Origin of the sequence: Pseudarthrobacter sp., from assembly GCF_036675385.1 — a bacterium.
Taxonomy (GTDB): domain Bacteria; phylum Actinomycetota; class Actinomycetes; order Actinomycetales; family Micrococcaceae; genus Arthrobacter.
In genome coordinates this window covers 35,152-62,076 of record NZ_JAKFFD010000232.1, presented here as the reverse complement: position 1 = coordinate 62,076, position 26,925 = coordinate 35,152, and the positions used below count along the sequence as shown (strand labels likewise).

The 26,925-nt window shown below is 65.0% G+C and carries 23 protein-coding genes; 9 read left to right on the top strand and 14 right to left on the bottom strand.

Annotated features, from left to right (window positions below; genetic code table 11):
* Window positions 1-29: 29 nt before the first annotated feature.
* The 6 genes from V6M49_RS19320 to dinB all read right to left on the bottom strand — a co-directional run bounded on the left by V6M49_RS19320 (window position 30) and on the right by dinB (window position 6,418).
* Window positions 30-1,826, bottom strand: a complete 1,797-nt coding sequence (locus tag V6M49_RS19320; protein WP_210412424.1) for a peptidoglycan D,D-transpeptidase FtsI family protein — start codon at window positions 1,824-1,826, stop codon at window positions 30-32.
* A gap of 59 nt (window positions 1,827-1,885) precedes the next feature.
* Complete coding sequence (locus tag V6M49_RS19315; protein ID WP_332762770.1) at window positions 1,886-2,572, bottom strand: hypothetical protein; 687 nt, start codon at window positions 2,570-2,572, stop codon at window positions 1,886-1,888.
* Window positions 2,569-3,561, bottom strand: a complete 993-nt coding sequence (gene rsmH, locus V6M49_RS19310) for a 16S rRNA (cytosine(1402)-N(4))-methyltransferase RsmH (protein ID WP_104063530.1) — start codon at window positions 3,559-3,561, stop codon at window positions 2,569-2,571. The genes V6M49_RS19315 and rsmH overlap by 4 nt, the downstream gene beginning before the upstream one ends.
* A 167-nt stretch (window positions 3,562-3,728) precedes the next feature.
* The gene (gene mraZ, locus V6M49_RS19305; protein ID WP_058929387.1) at window positions 3,729-4,157 is read right to left on the bottom strand and encodes a division/cell wall cluster transcriptional repressor MraZ; all 429 of its coding nucleotides are present in this window, start codon (window positions 4,155-4,157) and stop codon (window positions 3,729-3,731) included.
* Window positions 4,158-4,621: 464 nt separating this feature from the next.
* Window positions 4,622-4,996: a DUF3040 domain-containing protein gene (locus V6M49_RS19300; protein WP_332762769.1), complete on the bottom strand. Its 375-nt coding sequence runs from the start codon at window positions 4,994-4,996 to the stop codon at window positions 4,622-4,624.
* A gap of 264 nt (window positions 4,997-5,260) precedes the next feature.
* A complete protein-coding gene (gene dinB / locus V6M49_RS19295; protein ID WP_442959771.1) occupies window positions 5,261-6,418 on the bottom strand; it encodes a DNA polymerase IV in 1,158 nt (385 codons plus the stop codon).
* Between the two features lie 140 nt (window positions 6,419-6,558).
* On the opposite strand from dinB, the gene V6M49_RS19290 reads away from it, so the two are divergent.
* Window positions 6,559-7,086, top strand: coding sequence for a hypothetical protein (locus V6M49_RS19290; protein WP_141140090.1), 528 nt, complete (start codon window positions 6,559-6,561; stop codon window positions 7,084-7,086).
* Window positions 7,083-8,177 carry a polyprenyl synthetase family protein gene (locus V6M49_RS19285; protein ID WP_332762764.1) on the top strand — a complete coding sequence of 365 codons (1,095 nt, stop codon included), beginning with the start codon at window positions 7,083-7,085 and terminating at the stop codon, window positions 8,175-8,177. The genes V6M49_RS19290 and V6M49_RS19285 overlap by 4 nt, the downstream gene beginning before the upstream one ends.
* Window positions 8,178-8,237: 60 nt before the next feature.
* Here the strand turns inward: V6M49_RS19285 and V6M49_RS19280 are convergent, their stop codons facing one another.
* Complete coding sequence (locus tag V6M49_RS19280; protein ID WP_058929391.1) at window positions 8,238-8,591, bottom strand: Rv2175c family DNA-binding protein; 354 nt, start codon at window positions 8,589-8,591, stop codon at window positions 8,238-8,240.
* Window positions 8,592-8,831: 240 nt separating this feature from the next.
* Between V6M49_RS19280 and V6M49_RS19275 the strand changes: the two genes are divergently transcribed.
* The gene (locus tag V6M49_RS19275; protein WP_332762763.1) at window positions 8,832-10,247 is read left to right on the top strand and encodes a LysM peptidoglycan-binding domain-containing protein; all 1,416 of its coding nucleotides are present in this window, start codon (window positions 8,832-8,834) and stop codon (window positions 10,245-10,247) included.
* 113 nt (window positions 10,248-10,360) lie between these two features.
* Window positions 10,361-12,424: a Stk1 family PASTA domain-containing Ser/Thr kinase gene (gene pknB / locus V6M49_RS19270; protein WP_442959768.1), complete on the top strand. Its 2,064-nt coding sequence runs from the start codon at window positions 10,361-10,363 to the stop codon at window positions 12,422-12,424.
* Window positions 12,425-12,476: 52 nt separating this feature from the next.
* On the opposite strand, the gene V6M49_RS19265 is transcribed toward pknB, so the two are convergent.
* Together V6M49_RS19265 and V6M49_RS19260 are read right to left on the bottom strand one after the other, a co-directional pair.
* Window positions 12,477-13,868: a class II 3-deoxy-7-phosphoheptulonate synthase gene (locus V6M49_RS19265; RefSeq protein ID WP_181037301.1), complete on the bottom strand. Its 1,392-nt coding sequence runs from the start codon at window positions 13,866-13,868 to the stop codon at window positions 12,477-12,479.
* A 71-nt stretch (window positions 13,869-13,939) separates the two neighbouring features.
* Window positions 13,940-14,719 carry a lysophospholipid acyltransferase family protein gene (locus V6M49_RS19260; RefSeq protein ID WP_332762761.1) on the bottom strand — a complete coding sequence of 260 codons (780 nt, stop codon included), beginning with the start codon at window positions 14,717-14,719 and terminating at the stop codon, window positions 13,940-13,942.
* Window positions 14,720-14,830: 111 nt separating this feature from the next.
* On the opposite strand from V6M49_RS19260, the gene V6M49_RS19255 reads away from it, so the two are divergent.
* From V6M49_RS19255 to V6M49_RS19245, 3 genes are read left to right on the top strand one after another with little or no spacing between them, the layout of a single operon-like run.
* Window positions 14,831-15,652 (top strand): alpha/beta hydrolase, encoded by an 822-nt coding sequence (locus V6M49_RS19255; RefSeq protein WP_332762760.1) that lies wholly within the window; start codon window positions 14,831-14,833, stop codon window positions 15,650-15,652.
* Window positions 15,649-16,443, top strand: coding sequence for an alpha/beta hydrolase (locus tag V6M49_RS19250; protein ID WP_332762758.1), 795 nt, complete (start codon window positions 15,649-15,651; stop codon window positions 16,441-16,443). The genes V6M49_RS19255 and V6M49_RS19250 overlap by 4 nt, the downstream gene beginning before the upstream one ends.
* Window positions 16,436-17,071: a hypothetical protein gene (locus tag V6M49_RS19245; RefSeq protein ID WP_332762757.1), complete on the top strand. Its 636-nt coding sequence runs from the start codon at window positions 16,436-16,438 to the stop codon at window positions 17,069-17,071. Before V6M49_RS19250 ends, V6M49_RS19245 begins: the two co-directional genes overlap by 8 nt.
* A 10-nt stretch (window positions 17,072-17,081) precedes the next feature.
* On the opposite strand, the gene V6M49_RS19240 is transcribed toward V6M49_RS19245, so the two are convergent.
* Window positions 17,082-18,170 carry an ROK family glucokinase gene (locus tag V6M49_RS19240; RefSeq protein ID WP_058929399.1) on the bottom strand — a complete coding sequence of 363 codons (1,089 nt, stop codon included), beginning with the start codon at window positions 18,168-18,170 and terminating at the stop codon, window positions 17,082-17,084.
* A 178-nt stretch (window positions 18,171-18,348) separates the two neighbouring features.
* On the opposite strand from V6M49_RS19240, the gene V6M49_RS19235 reads away from it, so the two are divergent.
* A complete protein-coding gene (locus tag V6M49_RS19235; protein WP_332762756.1) occupies window positions 18,349-20,157 on the top strand; it encodes an AMP-dependent synthetase/ligase in 1,809 nt (602 codons plus the stop codon).
* A gap of 88 nt (window positions 20,158-20,245) precedes the next feature.
* Here V6M49_RS19235 and V6M49_RS19230 read toward each other — a convergent pair whose 3' ends face one another.
* Entirely contained in the window at window positions 20,246-23,641 is a 3,396-nt protein-coding gene (locus V6M49_RS19230; RefSeq protein WP_332762754.1) for a pyruvate carboxylase, read from the bottom strand.
* 300 nt (window positions 23,642-23,941) lie between these two features.
* On the opposite strand from V6M49_RS19230, the gene V6M49_RS19225 reads away from it, so the two are divergent.
* The gene (locus tag V6M49_RS19225) at window positions 23,942-24,763 is read left to right on the top strand and encodes a ParA family protein (protein ID WP_141140081.1); all 822 of its coding nucleotides are present in this window, start codon (window positions 23,942-23,944) and stop codon (window positions 24,761-24,763) included.
* Between the two features lie 94 nt (window positions 24,764-24,857).
* Here the strand turns inward: V6M49_RS19225 and V6M49_RS19220 are convergent, their stop codons facing one another.
* From V6M49_RS19220 to ftsR, 3 genes are all read right to left on the bottom strand, one after another.
* The gene (locus V6M49_RS19220) at window positions 24,858-25,454 is read right to left on the bottom strand and encodes a MerR family transcriptional regulator (RefSeq protein ID WP_111906896.1); all 597 of its coding nucleotides are present in this window, start codon (window positions 25,452-25,454) and stop codon (window positions 24,858-24,860) included.
* A gap of 238 nt (window positions 25,455-25,692) precedes the next feature.
* Window positions 25,693-26,196: a bifunctional nuclease family protein gene (locus V6M49_RS19215; RefSeq protein WP_056342311.1), complete on the bottom strand. Its 504-nt coding sequence runs from the start codon at window positions 26,194-26,196 to the stop codon at window positions 25,693-25,695.
* On the bottom strand, window positions 26,196-26,912 hold the full coding sequence (ftsR, locus tag V6M49_RS19210) for a transcriptional regulator FtsR (protein ID WP_056342316.1): 717 nt from the start codon (window positions 26,910-26,912) through the stop codon (window positions 26,196-26,198). Before ftsR ends, V6M49_RS19215 begins: the two co-directional genes overlap by 1 nt.
* Between the last annotated feature and the right edge of the window lie 13 nt (window positions 26,913-26,925).

The following is a 26,925-nucleotide window of genomic DNA, read 5'->3' as shown; positions in this document are numbered from 1 at the left end:
GCGTTGGGGAACTGCTGCCTGGCTTGATGCTACTTGGCGTACTGCGGCAGCCTGGCCGGTTCACCCGTGGACGGCTGGACGTTGTAAGTGCGCAGCGCCTGGCTCATGACCGAGCGGAACACTGGCCCCTGCGTAATGCCGTAGATATTGCCCTTGGGCCGCTGCAGCACCACCTCAACAATAAACCGGGGATCATCCATGGGCGCCATCCCCACAATTGAAGCGGTGTAGCCGCAGAACCCTGACTTCCCGTCGTCGCACGGCGATTCAGAGGTTCCGGTCTTGGCCCCCACCCGGTATCCGTCGATCGCGGCGTCCTTGATCTGGCCTTCGGTCACCGCGCTTTCCAGGATGTCCTGGACCTGCTGCGCGGTGCCGTCCGACACCACCTGGCGGGAAGGCTGCGGGGCGACTTTCTCCGCTGTTCCGTCGGGTGAAACGTACGCGTCAATCAGGCGCGGCTGGAGCATCACTCCGTTGTTGGCGATCGTCTGGAAGGCTCGGACTGTCTGCAGGGTGGACTGCGAAACGCCCTGGCCGAACAGCACCGTGTATTCCTGGCGGCCGTCCCACTGGTCCGCCGGTGTGAGAATCCCGGAGGCCGTAGCCGGCAATCCAATGTCCGGGGCTTCGCCGATGCCGAATTTCTTAAGCCAGTCGTACCGTTGTTCCTTGGTCAGCCGCGACCCGGCCGCCACGGTGCCGGTGTTCATTGACCAGCCCAGGATGCCGGCGAGCGTGCGCTCTTCGGTGCCATGGGTAAAGGCGTCTGTAAACGTCTGGCCGTCCACGGTGTACGACGGCCCGAGAGTGAACGTATCCAGGGGGCTGGATTTTCCTTCTTCAATCAAGGCGGCGGCCGTGATCATTTTCTGTACCGAGCCGGGCTCATACGCTGCGGTCACGGAGCGCACGCCGCGGTCCTTGGCAGCCACCCGTCCGGGATCGTTCGGATCCGGGGCATTAGTGTCCGCCATCGCGACAATGTCACCGGTCTTGGCATCCATCACGGTGATGACGCCCCACTCGGCGCCCTGTTTGTCCGACTGGCTCTGGATGGCCTGCTGGGCGAAATACTGGAGATCGGAATTGAGCGTGAGCTTGACGTCCTTGCCGTCCTCCGGCGGTGTCAGCTCATCCACGCCGACCGGAATCCGGAGACCGTCGGCACCGATCTCGAAGAGCCGCTTGCCGTCCTTCCCGCGCAGCAGCCCATCCTGGGTCTGCTCGATCCCCGCCTGGCCCGTGTTGCCGTCCTGGAGGAAGCCGATAATACCGCCGGCCACGGAACCGTTGGGGTACACGCGTTTGCTGACGCCCTCAGTGACGATGCCGGGAATACTGAGATCCGAGACCCTGAGCTCAACGTCCGGCTTCAGGTCCTTAGCGACGATGTGGTACTTCGATTCGCCCGTCACGGCGTTCCTGAGTTCGTCAGCGTCCATGCCCAGGACAGCCGCTAGTTCGCTGATGCCCTGCTCCCGACTGACTTCAACAAGTTTGTCCACGCCCTCCTCCAGGCGCCAGAACTTCTCTGTCTTCGTGTTGGTGGTTTGGTCCACCACAATGTTGTAGCGGATCACACTGTTGGCCAGGACCGTCCCGTTGGCGGCAAGGATGCTGCCGCGTTCGGCGGGGAGGGAAGTCTCGCGCATCCGGTAATCGAGCGCAGCTGCGGCCATCCCGCCCACGTCGAGCCCTTGGACGAAAAAGAGCTTGCCGCCCACCACCAATAGCAGCGTCAGCATAATGCCCAGGCCAAGGCGCAGCCGCTTGGTGGCGTTAGGGGCCTTGCCGCTTTTTGCCTTGCCCGTCCTCTGCGCCACCGTGATTCCCTTGCTCGCCTTGTTGCCTGTTTATTACCTGACTGGCTGCCCTTCAGCGGCTACCGGTTAGACCCGGGCACCTTCTGTTCGGGTGCCGGAACCGAACCGCCGTGGAGCTCCGCGGCACGTGCCGGTGGCGCGGGCGCTTCAGCCTGCGGTGCAGCGGCAGGTGCCGCTGCACGGGCCGGTGCAGGGGCCGCAGCCGGTTCCTCGGCCGCCGGTTTACGGTTCGTCAGCGGCTCCCACTTCGTTGCCGGGGGAACCACGGTGAGCACTCCCTCTACGGCTGGAGCAGGGATAACCGATCCAGCCGCGCCACCCTTCACCGCCGGAGTTGCCTTGCCCGTGACGGCAAGGGTGGAGAGGTCGATCTGGCCTTTGACGGTCGAAGCCACCATGCCCAGGTCTGAGGCCTTTGCCGCCAGGTTCTGGGGCGCCTCGAAGTTTTGGACCTGCTGTGTCAGGTCCTGGTTCTGCTTGGTCAGAGTGTTTTGCTTACCCCTCAGTTCCACCAGCTGGTACTGGGAGGTAGAGACTGAGATGTTCAGGACCAGCACGGCCACGAGCGCAACAGCGAGCAGGGCGAAACACATCACCACAAACGGCGCACGGCGCTTCTTGGGGGCGGAACGCACCACAGACAGGGGTGTGCGTTCCCTGCGGCCGGTGCCAGAAGGAAGCGACCTGATCGCCGGGGCGCTGCTGCCGGAGACGACCGGAAAGTTCTTGACGGCGGCAGTGCTCATGCTTCTCTCCTGGCTCTGATACGTTCCACGGCCCGCAGCCTGGCGGAGGCTGCGCGCGGGTTCTCTGCAATCTCGACGGCGGTGGGTACCTCGGTGCCCTTGGTCAGGGTTTTGAGGAAGGCCTTGTGTTCCTCAAGCTCCACCGGAAATCCGAGCGGCGCGGAGGATTTGGAGCCAGCCTGGAAAACTGATTTGACGATTTTGTCCTCGAGGGAGTGGTAAGACATCACCACGATGCGTCCGCCCAGGGCCGTTGCTGCCACGGCGGCAGGCACAGCGCGCTCCAGCACGTCGAGTTCCTCGTTCACTTCGATGCGCAGTGCCTGGAACGTCCGTTTGGCCGGGTGGCCGCCCGATTTGGCGGCTGCCGCCGGCACCACGGAGCGGATCTGTTCCACGAGTTCCCCGGTGGTGGCGAAAGGCTTGACTGTCCTCGCCGCGACAATCCTGTTGGCGATCCGGCCGGCGAACTTCTCCTCGCCCCACTTCCGGATGATCCTGACGAGATCCTCTTCGCTGTAGTTGTTGACCACGTCCGCTGCGGTCTGACCGCGGCTGGTGTCCATCCGCATGTCCAGCGGAGCGTCGAAGGAATAGGCGAAGCCACGCTCACGCTCGTCCAGCTGCAGGGATGAAACGCCCAGGTCCATCAGGATGCCATGAACCTGTGCCACGCCCAGGTCTTCGAGGACGTCGGCGATTTCGTCGTAGACGGCGTGGACCAGGTCAGTCCGGGAAGCGAAAGGCGCCAGCCGCTCCCCTGCCAGTACCAGGGCTTCCTCATCACGGTCGATGCCGATCAGGTGCAGATCCGGGAAACGCTCCAGCATGGCTTCGGCGTGGCCGCCCATGCCGAGGGTCGCGTCAATCGCGATGGGGGTTTCACCTCGGAGGCGGGCAGCTTCGAAGCCGGGGGCCAACAAATTGATGCACCGGTCCTTGAGGACCGGCACATGGCGTTCGGACGTTGGCTTCGGGTCATCGTTCATGCCTTCGTCCTTTCCTGCCGTGGGTGCTGGTGTGCTGCTTCTTGAGCCAGATCCCCATCCGCGCCTATCGACCTGCCGGCCTGGCTCCGGGGAAGTGAGCCAGGTTGACTGTCCGATGGGCGGCTGGAGATCTCGTTCAAGAAGCGTCCGCCGGGCCGTTCAGGTGATCATAGGATCCCCGGAATGGCATCGTCGGTTTCGGAGAAGGCGGTTTCCTTCTCCGCGAGGTACTCGTTCCAGGCCTGGGCGTCCCAGATCTCGGCCCGGGTTCCTGCACCGATAACGGCCAGTTCCCTGCCGAGGCCTGCGTACTCCCGGAGCGCGGCCGGAATGGTGATGCGCCCCTGCTTGTCAGGTACCTCGTCCGAGGCTCCAGAGAGAAAGACGCGGATGTAGTCCCGGGCCTGCTTGGAGGAAATGGGCGCCTCCCGCATTTGCTCGTGGACACGTGCAAATTCCTGCTCACTGAAGACGTAGATGCAACGTTCCTGTCCCCTGGTGAGAACAAGCCCGCTGGCAAGCTCCTCACGGAACTTCGCAGGGAGGATAATTCGGCCCTTTTCGTCCAGACGTGGCGAGTGTGTGCCCAGAAACACTGGCCCACCGCCTGTCTGCCGTCAGGAACTGCACATCCCCTGTGTTGCAACTACCCTCTTATGTCCTCCACATTACTCCACTTTCCACCACAGTCAACGCAAATCAGGCCAGTATTCCCCCATTTCAGGCCTTCGTCCCCCAAATGGCGCGGGAGCAGGTGGTGGATGGAAGTGGAGGGCCCGGCGCCGTTTCGGCGCGAACCATGACTGCCCGACGGCGGTGCCAGGCCGGCGTCGGGCTCTCATCTGACGAGGGCCGCGGGTCCGCGGTCCCCGGGCTCCCCAAACGAGGTAGCAGTAGCAGCCGGCTTGAGCGCTCAACCGACCCCTGCCGCTACCTGCCTCCGGGTTAAAAGCAGAAGACCCGCCGGGGCGGGTCTTCTGCTGCGGTCATACTGACCGTGGGGAGGGAAATGGAGGACGGCACGGCCTATCGCCGTGGAACCGTTCCTGTAGGCGCTGCCTCAGGATTCGTCGCGGCGGCGCTCGTCCCAGCGTTCTTCCAGGCTGGACATAAATGAACTCCGGGGCTTCCCGGACTTACCGGTGCCATGTGCGGAGCGCTGCTTGCCGCCGGACGCGTTACGCATTGTGGCGAAGTACACACCCGCGCCCATAACCACGAAGCCCAGGACACCGACGAAGATGTTCTGGACTGTAACGCCGACCAGGAGCAGGGCGATCCCCGCGAGGGCGCAGAGCACCCCAATCACGATGTGACGGGTGGACCACGTTCGTCCAGGGTCCGAACCCATGGAATTCGCGAACTTCGGATCGTCTTCGTGCAGCTGCTTCTCCAGCTGCTCCAGCAGCTTCTGTTCGTGCTCCGAGAGCGGCATCACGACCTCCTTAAGTAGGCCAACGTCCGGGCTGGTCCCATCCCGTACTACTGCTCCGATAACGACCGACATGCCCGGGAGGTTCCCGCCCCGCCGACGATGGCGGAACGCGAACACCGGCATGCGGGCCATTGGAACTGCAGCATGTCCAAGAAGTCCGGCAATAACTGAGAACTATGTACATATAAGGATAGTTTGTCGGGGGCCGTTCTGAAAGACGGCCATCACCTCCCTGAAACCCGCAGGCAATGTGCCGGCGCCCTGCTAGGACCCGTTTCCGGAATCCAGCAGACTCGCCGGGAGGACGGATTTGTTTCCGAACTTCCGGCTGACCTCGTCCAGGGCCTGTTCTGCTGCCCGCCAGTTGTCATCCCGACGGTCAAGGCTCAGCTGGAGGGACGTATTGGCGGCGTCTTCGAGCTGCTCGGCCCGGATGCCAACCAGCCGCACAGTCATGGGACGGCTCCCCAATGATTCCAGGAGCTGGACGGCCACGGCATAAATCAGCTGGGCGCTGTCGACCGGTGTGTGCACAGTGCGGCTCCTGGTGATGGTGGAAAAGTCGGCGTAGCGGAGTTTCAACGCCACCGTCCGTGCCACCATCCCCGAACTCCGCAGCCGTCCTGCCGTCCGGTGGGAAAGCCGCAGCAATTCCCGGGCGATCAGCGCGTCATCGCCCGTGTCCACGGCGAACGTCTCCTCAGCCCCGATGCTCTTCTCGAGCCTCACGGGTGTCACGGGCCGCGGATCGATCCCCCACGACAACCGGTATACGTGCTCACCGGTGGCACCCAGCATTTTCTTAAGGGAGGACACCGGCGTGGCCGCCACGTCCGCCACCGTCCGGATGCCCATCCGGGCAAGGACGTCCGTAGTCTTCGCGCCGATTCCCCACAAGGCCCCGACAGGCAGGCTGTGGAGGTAGGGCACTGTCTCGTCGGGTCCAATCAGCAACAGCCCGTCCGGCTTGCAACGCGTGGAAGCAATCTTGGCGACGAACTTGCTGGCTGCAATGCCCACGGAGGCCGTAATGCCCAGTTCGGCAGCCACCCGGCGCCGGATCAATTCACCGATGACGCGCGGGGGTCCCAACCGGCGGATGGCGCCGCCGACGTCCAGGAAGGCTTCGTCCACACTCAGCGGTTCCACAAGATCGGTGATGGACTCGAAGATTTCCATCAGCTGAGCGGAAACCTCGTAGTACAGCTTGTGGCGCGGTTCAATGATGACCGCTTGGGGGCACATCCTGGCGGCGACCACCATGGGCATGGCGGACTTCACGCCGAACGCGCGTGCTTCATACGACGCCGAGAGGACCACTGAGCGGTCCGCGGGAAATCCAACGATCACCGGTTTGCCGCGAAGTTCCGGCCGCGTGCGAAGCTCCACGGAGACGAAGAAGGCGTCCATGTCCACGTGCATGATGCAGTTACGCCGGAGCTCACGAAGACCCGCTTCGGTGTACTGGATGTTCCGCTCAGGCCCCACACCGGCAATTGTATCGGTTGGTACTGACTAAACTGGAGGCTGAATCCGGCATCAACACCAGGAGGACAGTCCCTGTGACCGTCATGAGAAGTCTTAAGCCAACAGGATTAGCGGCACTGGCCGCGGGCGCAATACTGGCCCTCGCTGCCTGCAGCCCCGCGGAGCCCGGAGTGACATCATCCTCCCCAGTTACCTCCCCACCGGCGTCGGACGGCGCCAGCATCACCGCGTCCGCCAGTCCGACGGCGTCGCCGGGAACTTCCGCCACTGTTGGGACAATCGTCGCAGGGTTCCCGGAAACGCTGCTTCCCCTGATGCCCGGCGCCACTGTGATTTCGAGCAGCTTTGACAAGACCTCAACGCCCGCCACCGCGGCACTCGTGGCAAGCATCAATGCCCCGACTGCCGCCGTCGTGGATTTCTACACAAAGCACCTGGCGGCGCAGGGATTCAAAGCCGTCCCCGGCGACGCAGTGGGCGCCGTTGCTTCCAAGGACTTCGTCCGGAACGACTCCGAGACGGTCAACATCGCCGCCGTCGAAGCGGCCGGCGTCTCCACGTTCACCATCGGCGCCAACGTGGCTGCTGAGTCAGCCAAGTGAGCGTTTCGGAGCAGCTAAGGATTGAGCAGACTGCATTCGTCGCCGCCGTTGCCGGTGAGCTGACAGACTTCCTCACTACGCGGCAATCCCTGATGGCCGCCATATCACCCGATATCGATCCCATTGTGGGTTCCATTTCCAACCTGGTGACCGGCGGCAAAAGGCTCCGTGCACTGATGTGCTACTGGGGATGGCGCGGCGCGGGCGGTGAGCCGGCGGCCCAGGAAATCGTGACGGCGGGATCGGCCCTGGAGCTTTTCCAGGCAGCTGCCCTGATCCATGACGACATCATTGACCGCTCGGACACGCGGCGGGGCGGCCCCAGCGTGCATCGCCGCTTCAGCCAGCTGCACCACGCACAGGGCTGGGCTCTGGACAGCGAGCGGTTTGGGCAGGCAGCCGCGATCCTCACCGGGGATCTATGCCTCTCGTTCAGCGAGGAGGCCTTCACGGACATCGGCGCACAGGCGGCTGCAGGCAGTCGGGCACGGCTGATCTTCAACCTCATGCGTGCCGAGGTGATGGCGGGGCAGTATCTTGACATCCTGGAGGAAGTGGCCGGTCCTGTCCGGGACCGGGCCGGAGCAGTGACACGGGCACAGTCCATCATCAGGTTCAAGTCCGCCAAATATTCCACTGAGCACCCGCTGGCGCTTGGCGGCGCCTTGGCGGACGCTCCGGACGAGTTGCTCCGGGGCTACTCGGCCTTCGCGTTGCCGCTGGGCGAGGCGTTCCAACTGCGCGACGACGTCCTGGGCGTCTTTGGGGACCCTGTCACCACGGGCAAGCCTGCAGGTGACGATCTCCGCGAAGGCAAGCGGACCGTACTCATTGCCCTCGCGCTGGGCCAGGCATCAACGGCAGAATCGGCGTTTATCGATGCGAAGCTGGGCAGCCCTGACCTGGGGGACGCCGATGTGGCCGAGATCCGCCGGATCATCGAAGATTCGGGGGCGCTTCAGGCCACTGAAGTGCTCATCAACGAATTTGGCGCCGCGGCGTACGACGCACTGGAACAGCTGCCGCTGGAAGAACTGCCCAAGACTGCCCTGCGGAAGCTGGCGGAAGCGACGGTCAGCCGCGCATCCTGACGTTGGCGCCAGTCTTGGCCACGTCCGCGGGCCCGGCGTCGTCCGGGCCCTTGGTGCTGCTTACCAGGCCAGGGTCTGGGCCCGGCGCCTGATTTCCGTCTTGCGGCCTTCCCGCAATGCATCAATCGGCCGACCGCGGAGGGACTCGTCGGGGGTAAACAGCCAGACGATGAGATCTTCGTCGGAATAGCCGGCGTCCGCCAGGACCACAATGGTCCCTTTGAGGCTGTCGACAACCTGGCCGTCCAGGATAAACGCGGCCGGAACTGAGCGTATCCGGCGCTCCCCGACCCGCAGGGCCGCCAAAGCGCGTTCATCAATAAGGCCATGGACTCTCGTAATCGAAACGTCCAACAACTGCGCGACATCCGGCAGGGGCAGCCACTCGCCCACAAGGCTTTCTACGTTACTCACGGATCAAGGTTGCCACGGCCGGAGCCCTGCCGCCTAGTCGGGATTGGCCGCCATTGCCGCGAATCACGCGACACTCCATAAAACTCTTTATTCTGCGTGGGGCCGAATTCTTGTGCTATGCGAACTTTCGTGAGAGATTCACATAGATCACATTTGAAACATCAATAACTTAAGTAACACTAGTATCAATAGTCACATCGCATTTTCGGCCCCCGGCAGTTGAAGAAGAGGATTCTTTCCATGACGACGTCCCGCTCGCCAAAGCAGCCCTCCAGGCAGAGCCTGCCCATGATTGCTGTCACCACAGCAGCGCTTCCTGCGGTTGTCCTGTCGTCGTTGGCCCTCGCCCAGCCTGCTGCCGCAGAGGCCCCTGCCCGCGCTATTCCGGCAACCCTTGCCGCTGCGATGAAGGCCCAGGCAGCCGAACCTAAGGCTGCCCTGATCCCGGCGGCCTCGGTTTCCACTACTATTCCGGCCGCCTTCCAGCCCATGCAGCCGGCGGCTCCCGCGGAATACACCATTGCCCGGGGCGACACCATCAGCGGAATCGCCGGCAAATTCGGTCTGGACACGTACGAGGTCCTTAAGCTCAACAACCTCCAGCCGAACACCATCATCTACCCCGGCCAGAAGATCAAGCTGTCGGGCACGGGTTCCACCCCCGCCCCCGCCCCGGCTCCTGCGGCCCCTGCCGCGGCCGCTCCGGCCAATGCCGGAGGCAGCTACACCGTAAAGTCCGGCGATACGCTCGGCGCCATCGCGGCCCGGCACAGTGTCAGCCTGTCGGACGTTTTCAGCTGGAACGGCCTGAACATGCGCTCCATCATCTACCCCGGCCAGAAGATCAAAGTCGGCGCAGGTGCTCCCGCGGCCCCGGCTGCGCCGGCTTCGGCCGTGCAGCCTACTTCCGCTCCCGCAGCGCCCGCTCCGGCGCCTGCTCCTGCGCCTGCTCCTGCTGCGCCAGCTCCCGGCGGTTCATACACGATCAAGGCCGGCGACACCCTGTCAGCGATCGCCTCCCGGCACGGCGTCAAGCTCTCGGACATTCTGGCGGCCAACCAGCTGAGCATGACCACTGTCATCTACCCCGGCAACAAGCTGGTCATTCCCGGCGCCTCCCTTCAGCCCGCTTCCTCCACCCCGGCCGCCCCGGCGGCCCCCGCCGCCCCGCTGGTGCCGAGCACCTTCCTGGGTTTCACCTACCCCGCCGCCGTTGTGAGCTCTGCCAACGAGAACAAGGCCTTGCTGAACGCCTCTCCCGTACCGTCCCGGGCCGAGATGCGCGCAATTGTGGCCGACACGGCACGCCAGATGGGAGTGGACCCCACCCTGGCCCTGGCCTTCGCGCACCAGGAGTCCGGCTTTAACCAGCGTGCGGTTTCACCTGCCAACGCGATCGGCACCATGCAGGTCATCCCGTCCTCCGGGCAGTGGGCCTCAGACCTCGTAGGGCGGAAGCTCAACCTGCTGGACCCCTACGACAACGCGACGGCCGGCGTGGCGATCATCAAGCGGCTTATCGCCACCAGCAAGGACCTCGACACAGCAATTGCGGGGTACTACCAGGGCCAGTACTCTGTCAGCAAATACGGCATGTACGACGACACCAAGACCTACGTAGCTGCCATCAAGGCGCACCAGAAGAACTTCGGCTAAGCCGCCGCGCCATGATTCCCCGGGCTTGCTGAAGCCGGCCCAACGGGGTAACGATAAGGGTCCGGACCGCACGTCGGTTCGGACCCTTTTCCATGCGGGATTAGGATCGTAGGGTGCAGGAACAAGTGTCAGACCGTCTCGTTGGAACGCTGGTGGACAACCGCTACGCCGTCCGCTCCAAACTCGCGCGCGGCGGCATGTCCACCGTATACCTGGCAACGGACCTTCGGCTGGAACGCGATGTTGCCCTGAAGGTCCTCCATCCCCACCTCGCCACCGACGAGACGTTCCTGGACCGGCTGGGCCGCGAGGCGAAAGCCGCCGCGAAGCTGTCCCACGCCCATGTGGTGGGGGTCCTGGACCAGGGTAACGACGGCCAGACGGCTTATCTGGTCATGGAACACATCAAGGGTCACACCCTCCGGGACGTCATCAGATCCAAAGGTGCGCTGCCTCCCCGCCTGGCCCTTGCCCTGATTGATCCGGTAGTGCAGGGCCTCGGCGCGGCCCATGCCGCGGGGCTGATCCACCGGGATGTGAAACCGGAGAACGTCCTGATTGCCGACGACGGCCGGATCAAGATCGGCGACTTTGGACTGGCCCGGGCAGTGACGACGTCAACGAGTACCGGGACGCTGATCGGTACGGTGGGTTACCTCTCCCCCGAGCTTGTGCTGGGAAAGCAGGCTGACACCCGGAGTGATATCTATTCGGTGGGCATCATGCTCTATGAGATGCTGACCGGCCAGCAGCCGTACGACGGCGAGGTCCCCATCCAGGTTGCGTACAAGCACGTGAATGAAACGGTCGGACCGCCGTCGGCCTTGGTGCCAGGCCTCGCCGCCGAGGTGGATGAACTCGTCCAGTGGTGCACCGCAAACGATCCCGAGAACCGCCCGGTGGACGGCAACGCCCTGCTGCAGGAACTCCGCCACATCCGGACCAACCTCACGGATGCCGAACTGGACCTCAGGCTGCCTGCCGCGACCCAGGAAGGCCAGCAGAACCAGACCGAGATCATCGCCCGCACCAACAACCCCACCGCCGTGATGTCGTCCTTCTCCCGGCCGCAGCCACAGCACCCTCCGCATGCCCTGTATCCGCCCGACGCCGACTACCGGCCAGGCGAACAGTTCCGGCCGGAAGCGCACTACAGGCCAGATGCTCAAGACGCCGTCCCGGCAGCGATCCCCCTCAGCAAACGCGCCCGCCGCAAGCTCGACAGGGCGGACGAGAAGGCAAGGTCCAGGGCTGCGGCGACCCCGGTCCGGAGTCTGCGGGAGGGGAACCCGCGGCGCCGCGGCGCCCTCTGGGTGGTGGTCCTGGTCATCATCGCGTTGCTTGCCACAGGAGCCGGCTGGTTCTTCGGCATGGGCCCCGGGTCGCCGGGCACCATTCCGGCGGTCGCCAACAAGTCGGTGGCCCAGGCCCAGCAACTGCTGAGCGAGGCGGGGTTCCAGTCGCGTACCAGCGATGTCTTTGACGACGACGTTCCGTCCGGCCTCGTTGTGGGCTCCGACCCGACTGCCGGCACAGAGACCAGGAAGTTCCAGCTCGTGTCCCTATTTGTTTCCAAGGGGCCGCAACTGTTCGAACTCCCGAAACTGACCGGCGGAACACTTGACGATGCGAAAAATGCACTGAACCAGGCCGAAATGGCGCTAGGTATCGTCACTGAACAATTTGATGACGCCGTTGCAGCCGGCGTTGTATTGGCCCAGGATCCCGCCGCAGGAACCCCAGCTCGCCATGGCACTCCGGTAGCCCTGTCCGTCTCCAAGGGCCCGCAGCCGATCCCCGTTCCGTCAGTCGTCGGGCTGGCGGAGGACGCCGCCGTCAAAACCATCGAGTCGGCCGGGCTCAAGGCCGATGTCGCGAAGGACAAAGTCAACGACAGGCACGTGCCCAAGGGGTCGGTTGCCGTGCAGTCGCCTGCGACCGGCACTCTGACCAAGGGCGGCACGGTGACGCTGACCATTTCAGACGGACCCAAGCTCGTTGAAGTCCCCAGTTTCATCGGGAAACAAGCCAAGGAAGCCGAAGAAGCGCTGCGCGCCCTGGGCTTCGAGGTACGCGTGAACAATATCCTCGGCGGCTTCTTCGGCACGGTACGGGATCAGGACCCGGTGAAGAAGAAGGTGCCTGAAGGCTCCGTCGTTACCCTCACGGTGGTGTAGCCGGCGGACTGGCCGGCCACACCCCGCGGAAGTCCGACTCCGCGTCGAGCGGTCAGTGCTTGGCCAGTGCTCCGGCCACCAGGAACGCCATTTCCAGGGACTGCATGTGGTTCAGGCGCGGATCGCAGACCGACTCGTACTTGTCGAGGAACGCTTCCTGGTCCACCGGATCGGCACCGCCCAGACATTCGGCGACGTCGTCGCCGGTCATCTCGACGTGGAGGCCACCGGGAACCGTGCCCAAAGCATGGTGGACTTCGAAGAACCCGCGTACTTCGTCAATGACGTCGTCGAAGTTCCGGGTCTTGTAGCCGTTGGGCGAGGTAACGGTGTTGCCGTGCATCGGATCGGTGACCCAGAGAACCTTGGCGCCGGAGGCGGTCACCTTCTCCACAATGGCGGGAAGCTTCTCGCGGATATTGCCCGCGCCCATACGCGTGATGAACGTCAGCCTGCCCGGCTCCCGCTCGGGATCCAGCTTGTCGATGAGGCGGAGGGCGTCGTCGCCGGTTGTCGACGGGCCCAGCTTCACACCGATGGGGTTCCGGACGCGTGAGAGGAAGTCCACGTGCGCGTGGTCAAGCTCGCGCGTACGCTCCCCGATCCACAGGAAATGCGCCGACGTGTCATACGGGAAACCGGTCCGCGAATCGATGCGGGTCAGTGCGCGCTCGTAGTCCAGCAGCAGGGCCTCGTGGCTGGCGAAGAATTCCACCCGCTTGAGTGCTTCGAAATCAGCGCCGCAGGACGCCATGAACTTGATGGCGCGGTCGATGTCACGGGCCAGGGATTCGTAGCGGGCGTGCGCCGGGTTTTCAGTGAAGCCCTTGTTCCACTGGTGCACGGAGCGCAGGTCCGCGAAGCCGCCCTGCGTGAAGGCCCTGATGAGGTTCAGGGTGGAGGCGGACGTGTGGTAGGCCTTGAGCATCCGGGCGGCGTCATGGCCACGGGACTCGGGAGTGAACTCGTAGCCGTTGACAATGTCGCCGCGGTACGCCGGGAGGGTCACGCCGTCGCGGGTCTCGTCGTTGGAAGAGCGGGGCTTGGCGAACTGGCCGGCCATCCGGCCCATCTTGATGACCGGCATCGCTGCGCCATAGGTGAGCACCACTGCCATCTGGAGAATGGTCTTGACCCGGGCGCTGATCTTATCCGCCGTTGCGGCTTCGAAGGTCTCAGCACAGTCGCCACCTTGCAGCAGGAAGGCTTTGCCCTCTGCTGCAGCCGCCAGCCGTTCCCGGAGAACGTCCACTTCGCCGGCGAAAACCAGCGGCGGGAGAACGGAAAGCTCCCCGACAGACGCGTCGAAAACGTCCTTGTCCTGCCAGCTGGGCTGCTGGGATACGGGAAGGTCACGCCAATCATCGAGGCCAGGATAATTGGCTGCTCCGCTCTGGGCGGTGCTGGACAGCGAAAAGGCAGGTTTTGCAGATAGCTCAGTCACTATCTAAGACTAATGTGCGCGGCTGGCTTCAGGACACCTGACCGTCACGCGTACCGAGAGCGGCGTCACAGTCAGCCCGCTGCCGGGTCCTTACCATCGGCATCACTGCCCTCAGCACCGCCGTCAGGATCGGCGCGTTTCGCGGTGGCGCCCCCAGCCTCTGTGGCTGCTGCGCCCGTAAGGCGGAGCTTCACCACGGCAGCGTACTCGTCCACGTACTCCTGGCCGGAGAGCCGCATCAGCTCGAACATGATTTCGTCGGTGACCTTGCGCTGGACCAGCCGGTCCTCCGCCTGGTCTGCGTACTGGCTGAAATCCAAGGGCGCACCGAAAATCATGCCGATGCGCCGGATGTTCGGCATCCGCTTGCCGATGGGCTGAACCTTGTCCGTGCCGATCATGGCCACGGGAATCACGGGCACACCAGCCTGCAGGGCCAGCCTGGCGACGCCCACTTTGCCCCGGTAGAGGCGAGCGTCGGGGCTGCGGGTCCCTTCAGGGTAGATGCCCAGCAGTCCTCCGCTTGTCAGGACATCCATGCCGGCGTTGAGCGAAACAGCCGATGCCGCGCCCCCGGACCTGTCCATGGGCAGCTGGTTGGTGAGCCTGAAGAACATGGCCGTCAGCCTGCCTTTGATGCCGGTGCCGGTGAAGTACTCGGACTTGGCCAGGAAAACAACCGGCCTGCGGACCATCAGCGGCATAAAGATGGAGTCGGAGAATGACAGATGGTTTGAGGCGATAATTGCCGCGCCCTGCGCCGGAACATTGTCCAGGCCCTTGACCCAGGGGCGGAAAAGAAGCCGCAGCACCGGCCCCAGGAAGATCCTCTTCATGACCCAATAGAACACGTGACGAACCTCTCCGGAAGCCGGCCGGCCAGCCCTTCGTCGGGCCGGGCGGGCACTCCAGTGCAACCCTACTCTAGTGAGATTTGTCGAGAACAATGACACGATGGTGTTATGACAGAAAGCAGCATCGCGCCCCGGCCTGCCGCTTTCAGCTACCCCGGCCACGGACCCAATGCCACTACCGGGATTGCCATCTGCCATGGCTTCACAGGCAGCCCGCTCAGCGTCCTGCCCTGGGCAGAGAACCTCGCCGCCCAAGGATTCGCCGTGTCGGTGCCGCTCCTGCCCGGCCATGGTACGGATTGGCGGCAGCTCGCCCGCTCGAACTGGCGTGACTGGTACGGGACTTTCGAATCGGCGTACCTGCAGCTGAGCGCCCGGACAGAGAAGTGTTTTGTGGCCGGCCTCTCGATGGGCGGCGCCATTGCGCTCCTGACTGCCGCCAGGCATCCCGTGGCTGGCGTCTCCTTGGTGAATCCCGGCCTCAGCTTCTACGACCGCCGCGTGCGGGTCATCGGAGTTCTCAAGTACTTCCAGCGCACCACGCAGCCCATTCAGGAGGAACAGCCGACGGCGGACGTCACCAATGACGGCGACTACTCACGGACTCCGTTGGCAGCCGTGCACGAGCTCAAGAAGCTTTTCGGCACAGCCACCCGCGGGCTGCACCAGGTCACCGCCCCGGTGCAGGTATTCAAGTCCCAGTCGGACGTCGTGGTGCCGGCCACCTCACTCCTGATGTTGCGGCAGCGTTTGGGTCCACGGCTGGTTGAGGTAGTGGACCTCCATAACAGCGGTCACGTGGCCACCCTGGATGTTGATGCGCCCGAGATTTTTGCCCGTTCCAGCGCCTTCTTCCTTGCCCATGCACACAGCACTGCACCGTCAGCCCGAACCGCGGCCACACCTCACACCACCTCGGAGACTTCATGACCGGCGTACCGGACCACAGCCCTTTCAGCAGCACAGTCAACGGCGGCGGAGCCCGGATCGGGGTGGTCCTCTCACACGGATTCACGGGCAGTCCGCACGGGCTGCGCGCGTGGGCCCAGTCGCTCGCCGACGCCGGCTTCGCGGTACGCATGCCGCTGCTGCCCGGGCACGGCACCCGTTGGCAGGACCTTGCGCGCACGCGCTGGCCGCAGTGGCACGGCGCCCTGGACGACGCCTACCTGGAGCTGGACTCCCACTGCGACCACGTCTTCGTCGCCGGGCTGAGTATGGGCGGTGCCCTGGCCCTGAGAATTGCCGCCACCCGGCCCGTCGCCGGGGTGATCGTGGTGAACCCCGGACTGGTGATTGATGATCCCCGCGCTCCACTGGCCGGCATCCTGAAACTGGTCCTGAAGAGCACCCCGGCCATTGCCAACGACATCCTCAAGCCCGGGATGGACGAGGGCGCCTACCCGCGGACCCCCGTAGCCGCGGCCCACGAGCTGAACAAGATGTTCAAGGACACCATCCGGCTGCTCCCCCGCATCACCGCACCCGTACGGGTCTTCCGGTCCACCGTGGACCACGTGGTCTCTGACACGAGTGTGGCAGCCCTGCGCCGTGGCCTGACCAACGCTCCGCTGACACTGACCACCCTGGAGAACAGCTACCACGTGGCAACACTGGATAACGACGCCGAGGAGATCTTCCAGGACTCCGCCGACTTCATCCGCGCGGTGGTTGCCGGCACGGCAGCAGCCCAGGTCCAAGAGGGCACCGCCCATGAATAGGCCCGACTCCGGCTCGCCGGACCAGGGCGCAAACCAGGACGATGCTGTGTGGCTGGACCTGGTGGCCCGGCTCGAAGAGAAACCTGCCACCCCTACCGGCGCAGCGGACGCCTCCCCGGGCCCTGACGCCATGGGCAATGACCCTGAAACTCCTGGTCCGGCCGGCCCGGAGGCCGTGGCCGGGTCCGGCAGGTCCGCGACGTTCCGCGACTTTGATCCGCTGGGTCTGGCGGGAACAGCCCCCACCGAACTGTCCGCAGCCGAACGGCAGGCGGCGACGCCGGGCGCCGGTGACGGCGGGCAGGCCGACGCCGGCGAGCGGACCGGCGCTGACAGCCAGGGCGGCCCTGCCGCCTTCGGCCCGCGTGACTACGCTGCGGAGGACGACGCCGGGGACTTCGTTCCCGAGGAACCGCCAAGCCTTGTCGGGACGGATCCCCTGACCATGCTTGCCTGGCTCGGGGCAATTGGTGCACCCATTGCCTTGCTCCTGGCCGTGATGTTCTGGCGGTCCGCGCCGCTGCTGGCGATTGTGGGCATGGTGGCGGTGTTCATCCTTGCCGTGGTTTACCTCATCATGAAGCTGCCCCAGGAAAAAGACGAGAACGACGACGGCGCCCGCGTCTAAGGTCCGTCCCTCACCGCATGCGGCTGCTGACGCGGGACAGATCGGCCGCCCCGATGAGCCCCGCGTTTGGTCCGAGCGCTGCCAGTTCAATGCCGGCCGCCGGACGGAAGCCACGGCCCGTTAGGTTCCGGGCGAACGCCTTGCGCGCGGGCTCCACCAGCAGGTCCCCTGCCGAGCAGAGTCCCCCGCCGATCACAAACAGCCCCGGATCCAATGCTGCCGCCAGGTTCGCCAATCCCAGGCCCAGCCACTCGCCCACTTCATCCAGGAGTTCGCGGCAGGCCGCGTCACCGGCGAGTGCCAGATCAGTGACAATGGCCCCGGTGATCTGCTCGGCGTCGCCGCCGACGGAGGCCAGCAGTTCCTGGGCAACCGGCGAATTGGCGCGCGCCAGAATCCTCGCTTCCCGGCCCAGGGCGTTGCCAGAGGCGTACTGCTCCCAGCAGCCCCGGTTGCCGCACTCGCAACGCTGCCCGCCGGGCATGATGATCTGGTGGCCGAATTCGCCGGCTACACCAAACCGGCCGCGCTCCACCCGCCCGTCCATCACCATGGCACCGCCGATGCCGGTACCGAGGGTGATGCACACCAGCCGGTCCTCGCCCTGCCCCGCACCAAAGCGCCATTCCGCCCAGGCCGCGGCGTCGGCGTCGTTCGTCAGCAGCACAGGCCGGCGCAGCAGGCGCTGCAGGTTTGCCCGCAACGGCTCGTTGCGCCAGGCGAGGTGCGGACTGAAAAGCACGGTTCCGCCGTCCAGGTCCATCCAACCGGCCGCACCGATACCTACTGACCACACCCTGTGGCCGGCCCCGAGTTCGTCCACGAGTTCCACGATGACCTGCTCCACCGCGCGCGGGTCGCTGCCGGGGGTGGACCGCCGGGCCTCGCTCAGGATCCTTCCGTCGGCGTCCACCACGCCGGCGGCGACCTTGGTGCCGCCGATATCAATGCCGATTGCCAGCCCCTTGCGCCCGAGCCGCAGGTGCTCGCGGAACGTTTCCGTTCGTCTGGGCCGGGCCCTTGAGGCCAGCGGCCGCCGCCGCCAGGGGGCCGGACGTCGGAGCGGAGCGGCTGGCTCGCCAGGGGGCGTTACGTACATAGTGCTTCATTCTAGGGCGCGCCGGGCGGGCAACGCCGGAGGCCGGGCCCATGGCCACCCCACTCCTCTTTGACTCATATGTTACTGGCCAGTAGGTTTGTTTCTGCACGGCCAAGTTGCAGGCGTATTAGTCTTTAGGCATACCCTGTGCGGGTCTATGGATATCAAAGGAGCTATAGTGCGCGAATTCAGTGTTCCGCCCCTGGTTGTTGTCCCACCGGAAACCAACATCACCGATCTTGTGCTGCGGCAGGCAGCCAAGCCCAGCAACCCGGCGCTCTTCTCGCGGCTGGACTCCGCAGGCGCCTGGCGGGACGTCTCCGCCACAGACTTCCTGGCGGACGTCCAGGCCCTTGCGAAGGGCCTGATGGCCAGCGGCGTGGGAGCCGGCGACCGGGTGGGCATCATGTCCCGCACACGCTACGAGTGGGCCCTCATCGACTTCGCCATCTGGTTCGCCGGCGCCGTCTCGGTGCCCATCTACGAGACCTCCTCGCCGTCGCAGGTTGCCTGGAACCTCGGCGATTCAGGGGCTGTGGCCGCCTTCGGCGAGGCCGCCCACCACGAGGACATCATCCGGCAGGCTGCCACCTCGGAAGGCCTCACCGCCCTCCAGAACGTCTGGCAGCTCGAAGGCGGCGGACTGGACGCCGTCCGTGAGGCCGGACGGGACGTCAGCGACGCCGACCTTGAGGCCCGCCGCAGTGCCGCCAACCTGGACGACATCGCCACCATCATCTACACGTCAGGAACCACGGGCCGGCCGAAGGGCTGCGAACTCACCCACGGGAACTTCGTTGAGCTCTCCGACAACGCCCTGGCCATCATCGGCGAGATTGTGCACGAGAACGCCAAGACCATCATGTTCCTGCCGCTGGCGCATGTGTTCGCGCGCTTCATCTCCGTCCTGGCCATGGCCGCCGGAACCACCGTGGCGCATACCCCGGACATCAAGAACCTGCTTGCCGACCTGCAGAGCTACGAGCCCACGTTTATCCTGGCTGTTCCGCGGGTCTTCGAGAAGGTCTACAACTCGGCGCTGACAAAGGCCGAGGACGGCGGCAAGGGCCCCATCTTCCACCGGGCCGCGGATACCGCTATCGCCTTCTCCAAGGCCAGGCAGGCAGGGCACGTTGGCCTCGGCCTGAAGCTCCGCCATGCACTGTTCGACAAGCTGGTCTATGGCAAGCTACGTGCCGCCATGGGCGGGCATGTTGCCCACGCCGTGTCCGGCGGCGGGCCACTGGGAGAGCGACTGGGCCACTTCTTCCAGGGCATCGGCCTGCAAGTGCTCGAGGGCTACGGCCTGACCGAGACTACCGCCCCAATCTCCGTAAACACGCCCTCGCTGATCAAGATCGGCTCCGTGGGGAAGCCCTTGCCTGGCAATTCGGTGAAGATTGCCGACGACGGCGAAATCCTGGCCAAGGGCGTCTGCGTCATGCGTGGCTACTACCAGCGCGATGACCTGATGGCGGATACGTTTGCCGATGACTGGTTCCGCACCGGCGACATTGGACGGCTCGATGACGACGGCTTCCTGTGGATCACCGGCCGCAAGAAGGAAATCATTGTCACGGCCGGCGGCAAGAACGTGATCCCCGCCCTCCTGGAAGACCAGATCCGGGCGGATGCGCTGGTCTCCCAGGTCCTGGTGGTGGGCGACAACCGGCCGTTCATCGGCGCACTGGTGACCCTGGACCAGGAGGCTCTGCCGGGCTGGCTCCAGCGCCACGGACTGCCGGCCACCACTACGCTCGACGAAGCGGTCGAGAACCCGGTGGTCAAGGCCGCCGTGCAGGACCTCATCACGCAGGCCAACGCCTCGGTGTCGCAGGCGGAAGCCATCAAGTCATTCCGGATCGTCGCTTCGGACTTCACGGAAGCCTCCGGCCACCTGACGCCGTCCATGAAGGTGAAGCGGGCCCAGGTGATGAAGGACTTCGAGACAGTCATCGAGGAAATGTACGGCGCGCCGCGCGGCTAAGCGGCAACGCAAAACGAAGGGCCCTCCCGGCGGAAGTAAACTTCCAAGCCGGGGAGGGCCCTTCCTTTTATGCCTGGACTGCTTAGCCCTACTCGACGACCAGGAGGAGGTCCCCGCCCTGCACCTGCTCCACCGCTGAAATGGCGAGCCGCGAGACTTTGCCTGCCGTCGGCGTCGTGATGGAGGCTTCCATCTTCATCGCTTCGATGGTGGCCACCGTGTCACCGGCGTTGACCGTGTCGCCGGCCTTGACGGTCACGGTGACGGCGCCGGCGAACGGCGCGGCGACGTGGCCCGGCTGGGCCGGGTCTGCCTTCTCGGCAGCCTTGACGTTGCTCACCACGGAGCGGTCACGGACCACAACGGGGCGGGACTGGCCGTTCAGGGTGCACATGACCGTCCGCATACCCTTTTCGTCGGGCTCGGAAACAGCTTCCAGCGAGGCGATCAGCCGGACACCCTTCTCCAGCTGGATCTCGTGCTCGGCGCCGCGCTGCAGGCCGTAAAGGTAGTCGCGGGTGTCGAGGACGGAAATGTTGCCGTACGTTTCCACGCTCTTGAGGTAGTCCTTGGTGGGGCCTTCGAAGAGCAGGCGGTTCAGCGTGCTCTGGCGGGTCTTGGAATCACCCTTGAGCGCGGCGCTGTCCTCGGGGCTGAGGTCAACGTCGCGGACCTTGATGCTGCGGCCCTGGAGCGCCTTGGTGCGGAACGGTTCCGGCCATCCTCCGGGCGGGTCGCCGAGTTCGCCGGAAAGGAAGCCGATGACGGAGTCGGGGATGTCGTAGTTCTGCGGGTTTTCGTTGAAGTCCGCAGGATCTGCGTTGAGACCTACGAGGTGCAGGGCGAGGTCGCCCACCACCTTGGACGACGGCGTGACCTTCACCAGGCGGCCCAGGATCCGGTCAGCCGCGGTGTACATGTCCTCGATCGCCTCGAAGCGCTCCCCCAGACCCAGCGCCATGGCCTGCTGGCGCAGGTTTGACAGCTGGCCGCCCGGGATTTCGTGCTGGTAGACACGGCCGGTAGGGCCTGGCAGGCCTGACTCGAACGGCGCGTAGACGCGGCGCACGGCTTCCCAGTACGGCTCAAGGGAGCTGACTGCGTCCAGGCTCAGGCCGGTGTCACGCGGGGTGTGCGCCAGCGCCGCCACCAGGGCGGAGGCGGACGGCTGGCTGGTGGTCCCGGCCAGCGAAGCGGAGGCAACGTCAACAGCGTCCACGCCGGCGTCAACTGCCGCCAGCAGGGTGGCCAGCTGGCCGCCGGCCGTGTCATGCGTGTGGAGGTGGACCGGGAGGTCGAAGCGTTCGCGCAGTGCGGCCACCAGTTTGGCGGCGGCTGCCGGGCGGAGCAACCCGGCCATGTCCTTGATGGCCAGGATGTGCGCACCGGCGTCCACAATCCGCTGGGCCAGTTCCAGGTAGTAGTCCAGCGTGTAGAGCTTCTCGTCCGGGTTCAGCATGTCGCCGGTGTAGCACAGGGCTACTTCGGCTACCGCGGTACCGGTGGCCCGGACGGCGCGGATGGCGGGGGCCATCTGGTTCACGTCGTTCAGGGCATCGAAGATGCGGAAAATGTCGATACCGGTGGCAGCGGCCTCGTTGACGAAAGCCACGGTCACTTCTTCCGGGTACGGCGTATAGCCCACCGTGTTCCGGCCACGCAGCAGCATCTGCAGGCAGACGTTGGGCAGCGCCTTCCGCAGGGCGGCCAGGCGGTCCCAGGGGTCCTCGCCGAGGAAGCGCAGGGCCACATCGTAGGTGGCGCCGCCCCAGGCCTCAACGGACAGGAGTTCCGGCAGGAGGGCTGTGACTGCGGGACCGGCGGCCACGAGGTCGCGGGTACGCACGCGGGTGGCCAGCAGGGACTGGTGGGCATCGCGGAAGGTGGTGTCGGTGACGGCCACCGCGTTCTGCGCACGCAGGGCCCTGGCGAAGCCTTCGGGTCCAAGCTCCAGGAGGCGCTGGCGCGATCCCGGCGCTGCCTGCCGGTCCCCAACGGCCGGGAGTTTGGCGGCCGGATCCGAGTGCACGGTCAGCTCGCCGTTGGGCTTGTTGACCGTGACTTCGGCCAGCCAGGTCAGGAGCTTGGTGCCGCGGTCGGCGGAGACCCGGGCCTTCAGCAGCTGGGGACGCTCGTCGATGAAGTTGGTGGCGACGTTGCCGGCAATGAAGTCAGCATCGTCCAGCACGGCCTGGAGGAAGGAAATGTTGGTGGACACACCCCGGATGCGGAACTCCGCGAGTGCCCGGCGTGCGCGGGCCACGGCGGCCGGGTAGTCGCGGCCGCGGCAGCTCAGCTTTACGAGCATGGAGTCGAAGTGAGGACTGATTTCGGCACCCGAGTACACGGTGCCGCCGTCGAGCCTTACACCGGCGCCGCCGGCGGAGCGGTAGCCGGTGATCTTCCCGACGTCGGGCCGGAACCCGTTGGCCGGGTCCTCGGTGGTGATGCGGCACTGCAGCGCTGCGCCTTTAAGCTGGACAGTCTCCTGGGAGAGGCCAAGGTCCGCGAGGGTCTCGCCGGAAGCGATCCGAAGCTGTGCCTGCACCAGGTCAACGTCCGTCACTTCCTCAGTGACGGTGTGTTCGACCTGGATGCGGGGGTTCATTTCGATGAAGACGTGCTGTCCGGCGCGTTCGCCGACAGTGTCCACCAGGAACTCAACGGTTCCGGCGTTGACGTAGTTCAGGGCCTTGGCGAACTTCACCGCGTCACGGTAAAGGGCCTGGCGGATGCCTTCGTCCAGGTTGGGCGCGGGGGCGATCTCGATGACCTTCTGGTGACGGCGCTGGATGGAGCAGTCACGTTCGAAGAGGTGGATGACGTTGCCCTCGGCGTCGGCCAGGATCTGCACCTCGATGTGGCGCGGGCGGAGCACGGCCTGCTCCAGGAACATGGTGGGGTCACCGAATGCCGCATCGGCTTCACGCATGGCGGCCTGCAGGGCCTCGGGAAGGGCTTCCCTCGTGTCGACGCGTCGCATGCCACGTCCGCCGCCGCCGGCGACGGCCTTGGCGAAGATGGGGAAACCGATCTCGTCGGCTGCCGCGATCAGCTCATCCATGTCCTTCGAGGGTTCACTCGATTTCAGGACCGGAACACCGGCCTCACGGGCAGCCTTCAGTGCTGCCACCTTGTTGCCGGCCAGCTCAAGCACCTCCGCCGGCGGGCCAACGAAGGTGATGCCCGCTTCCTGGGCGGCGCGGGCCAGATCGGGGTTTTCCGAAAGAAAGCCGTAGCCGGGGTAGATGGCGTCGGCGCCGGATTCCTTGGCGACACGGACCACCTCGGCAACATCCAGGTAGGCCCGGACGGGATGCCCCACTTCGCCAATCAGATATGCCTCATCGGCCTTCTGGCGGTGGATCGAATTTCGGTCCTCATTGGGGAAAACAGCAACGGTCTTGGCGCCCAGCTCGTAGCTGGCGCGGAAGGCCCTGATCGCGATTTCGCCGCGGTTGGCCACCAGAATCTTGGAAAACATAATTCTCCTGCATCATTGCGGGTGTATCGGTAAGTGGTCACAGTGTCTAAGACCCGCGCTTAGAAATACAAATCCTTGTGGCCACAGTCACAGAAACTTCCGTCATGTCCCGCGTGCATCGACGGAGGCTGGCAGAACCGGCACCCATGCCATCGCCGTGCCATGCCGCGTCCCCATAAGACGGGATTCACCGGCGCAGCCACATATGATGAGTAAGGCGGCTCGAGCCGCCTGCTTCGGCAGTGCCGGAGCAAACATTACCCCCAACACGGCAGCCGGCGTTAGGTTTTGGTCTCACAAGTGCAAGTAGTCAGCATCAGCAGCCTCAAGGGCGGAGTCGGCAAGACGTCCGTCACCACAGGATTGGCGTCTGCGGCGCTTGCCGCGGGCATCCCCACACTGGTGGTGGACCTCGATCCCCACGCGGACGCGACCACTGCCCTGGGCGTCCAGGCCGGCGACCAGCTGGACATCGGCAGGATGCTCAAGAGCCCCCGCCGGGCCAAGCTCGCGGACAATGTCGCGGGCAGCTCCTGGACGGCACGGGCGCATACCAACGGATCCGGACCGGCCGTCCTGGACGTCGCCGTGGGTTCGGCGTACACCGGCATCTACGACCGCCCCGACCTTGGCCGCAGGGACCTTCGCAGGCTTTCCGCGGTCCTGGCTGGCGCCGACCGCTACGAGCTGGTCCTCATTGACTGCCCGCCGTCGCTGAACGGGCTGACCCGGATGGCCTGGTCAGCAAGTGACAAAGTGGCGCTCGTGGCCGAGCCGGGACTCTTCTCGGTGGCTGGGACGGAACGGACCATGCGCGCCATCCAGCTGTTCAAGCAGGAATTCGCGCCGAACCTATCCCCCGCAGGCATCGTGGCCAACCGCGTTCGCACCGGTTCCTCCGAACACACGTACCGGCTCGCGGAAATGGAATCGATGTTCGGTGACCTGCTGCTGAGCCCACGCATCCCCGAACAGGCGAACTGGCAGCAGATCCAGGGCGCGGCCCACCCGGTGCACCACTGGCCCGGCGAATCCGCGAAGACATCCGCTGCGTTGTTCGACGCCCTCCTCGTCAACCTCCTGGCGACCCGAAGCGGGCTGCGAAACCGAACCCAGCGTTAACCCTTTGGCTGCAGCCAAAGGTTCCGCAGACAACGACAAGAGGCCATCCCCGCAGGGGGTGGCCTCTTCTTGTTGGTGTTGTGCCAGCCTGTTGTCAGCCGATCTTGCGGGCAGCGCGCCGCTTGCTCAGCTCGTCGTCGGGAAAGGACTGTTCGGCGGCGTGTTCGCTCGGCAGGGAAGCCAGGCTGCCCTCGACTTCGCGCCAGACCCGGCCCACGGCGATGCCGAAAACGCCTTGTCCACCCTGTACAAGATCGATGACCTCGTCTGCGGAGGTGCATTCGTAGACGCTCGCGCCGTCGCTCATGAGCGTGATCTGTGCCAGATCCTCCACGCCGCGTTCGCGCAGATGTTCCACTGCCGTGCGGATCTGCTGAAGGGAAACACCGGTGTCCAGAAGCCGCTTGACTACCTTGAGGACGAGAATGTCCCGGAAGCCGTAGAGTCGCTGCGAGCCGGAGCCTGCGGCGCCGCGGACTGCGGGCTCAACCAGCCCGGTGCGTGCCCAGTAGTCCAGCTGGCGGTACGTGATGCCGGCCGCCTTGCAGGCCGTGGGGCCGCGGTAGCCGGCGTCCTCGTCAAGGACGGGAAGGTCTTCGGTAAACAGGAGGCCCTGGGCACCGCTCGCGGGCACAGCCACACCAGCCGTTGTGGGCTGCTTCAGCCCGCCTGCTTCGCCTTTGGGACTCACCTGGATCCTCCTTGTCATAAGCTCCCGGGGACCACTGCATCAGCCGGTTCACACATGAAGTTCATGCATGTAATTTCGCGGGGGTCGTACTTTTACAGTGTGACTTGCGCGGCTGCTGTAAGCAATGGGAGCTTGATACCTTCGACGTTAGGCCCGCTGCGCCCCAAGGTCAAAGATCTAGGCCGCTTGGCGCAGGCGTGTCGGAACTTTCAGGCTCAACTTTAACCTTAACGTGACCTCAGCCGTCGAAGTCTTCGGGCTCCACATCGTCCAGGAACTCACGGAAGCGCCGCAGTTCGCGCTCCTCGTCCACGGTGGGGCCCGGGTCAGTATCCTCCCCCTCGTCATGCTCGGTAATACGGACTCCGGCTTCATCCATTACCGAGTCGGCACACCAGATGCGGCACTTGGCCCGCAACGCGATCGCGAGTGCGTCCGATGCCCGCGAGCTAACGGTGGTGCCGTTCTCGAACTGGAGCTGGCCATAAAAGATGTTGTCCTCAACGGCCACAATGTTGACGCTGACGACCGAATGGCCCAGGGACTCCACCACGTCCACCAGGAGGTCGTGGGTCATCGGGCGCGGAGGCACTACCCCTTGCTGGGCCAGGGCGATGGCACTTGCCTCTGGAGTCCCGATCCAGATGGGCACGTGCCGCTCGCCGTGGATCTCGCGCAGCAGGACGAGCGGCTGGTTGGACGGCAGTTCGATACGAACGCCTACGATCTCCACTTCGATCATCAGATGTCCATACGTGAGATACGGTCCTGGACCAGTGCCCGGTGCAGGACCAGGCAGAGGTCGCTGATTTCGCGGGCCGCTTCGGCAGCCCGCGCCTGTGACGCGGAATCGCGCCGGGACGCGAGCGGCGCAACTGCGCGCTCCACGAGTCCGAATTCACGTTCCGCGGCGGCCTGGAACGGCCGCAGGTGGCGCGGCTCAAGGCCGTGGCTCTCCAGCTGCACGCAGGCACGGGCCACTTGGAGGGCGTGCTCGTCGAACTTGCCGTTGCTGTGGCTGATCAGCCCGAAGCTCAGCAGCGATTGGAGCAACGGAATGCTGGCGCCGGACTCGGTCCGCAGCTGTTCCTCGCTGAATTTCCGGCCGCGGTTCTGAAGCTCCACGGCCAATTCATCCGAAACGATCCGCGGCGAAACCACGACGCCGGGCGGCAGGTTCTCGGGCCGCTCTCCCCTGTCGATCGCATCAAGGTAGTCCTTGATGACTTTCAGTGGAAGGTACTGGTCCCGCTGCAGCGCCAGCACAAAACGGAGACGTTCGACGTCACTGTCCGAGTACTGCCGGTATCCGGCCGGAGTGCGGCGCGGATTAATCAGTCCCTTTTCCTCGAGGAACCTGATTTTCGACGCGGTCATACCCGGAAAGTCGCCGCTGAGTTGCGCGAGGACTTCCCCGATGTTCAAAACTTGGGGCCCCCGGCGTTCCGGTTGTGCCATTGCCACAGGCAAG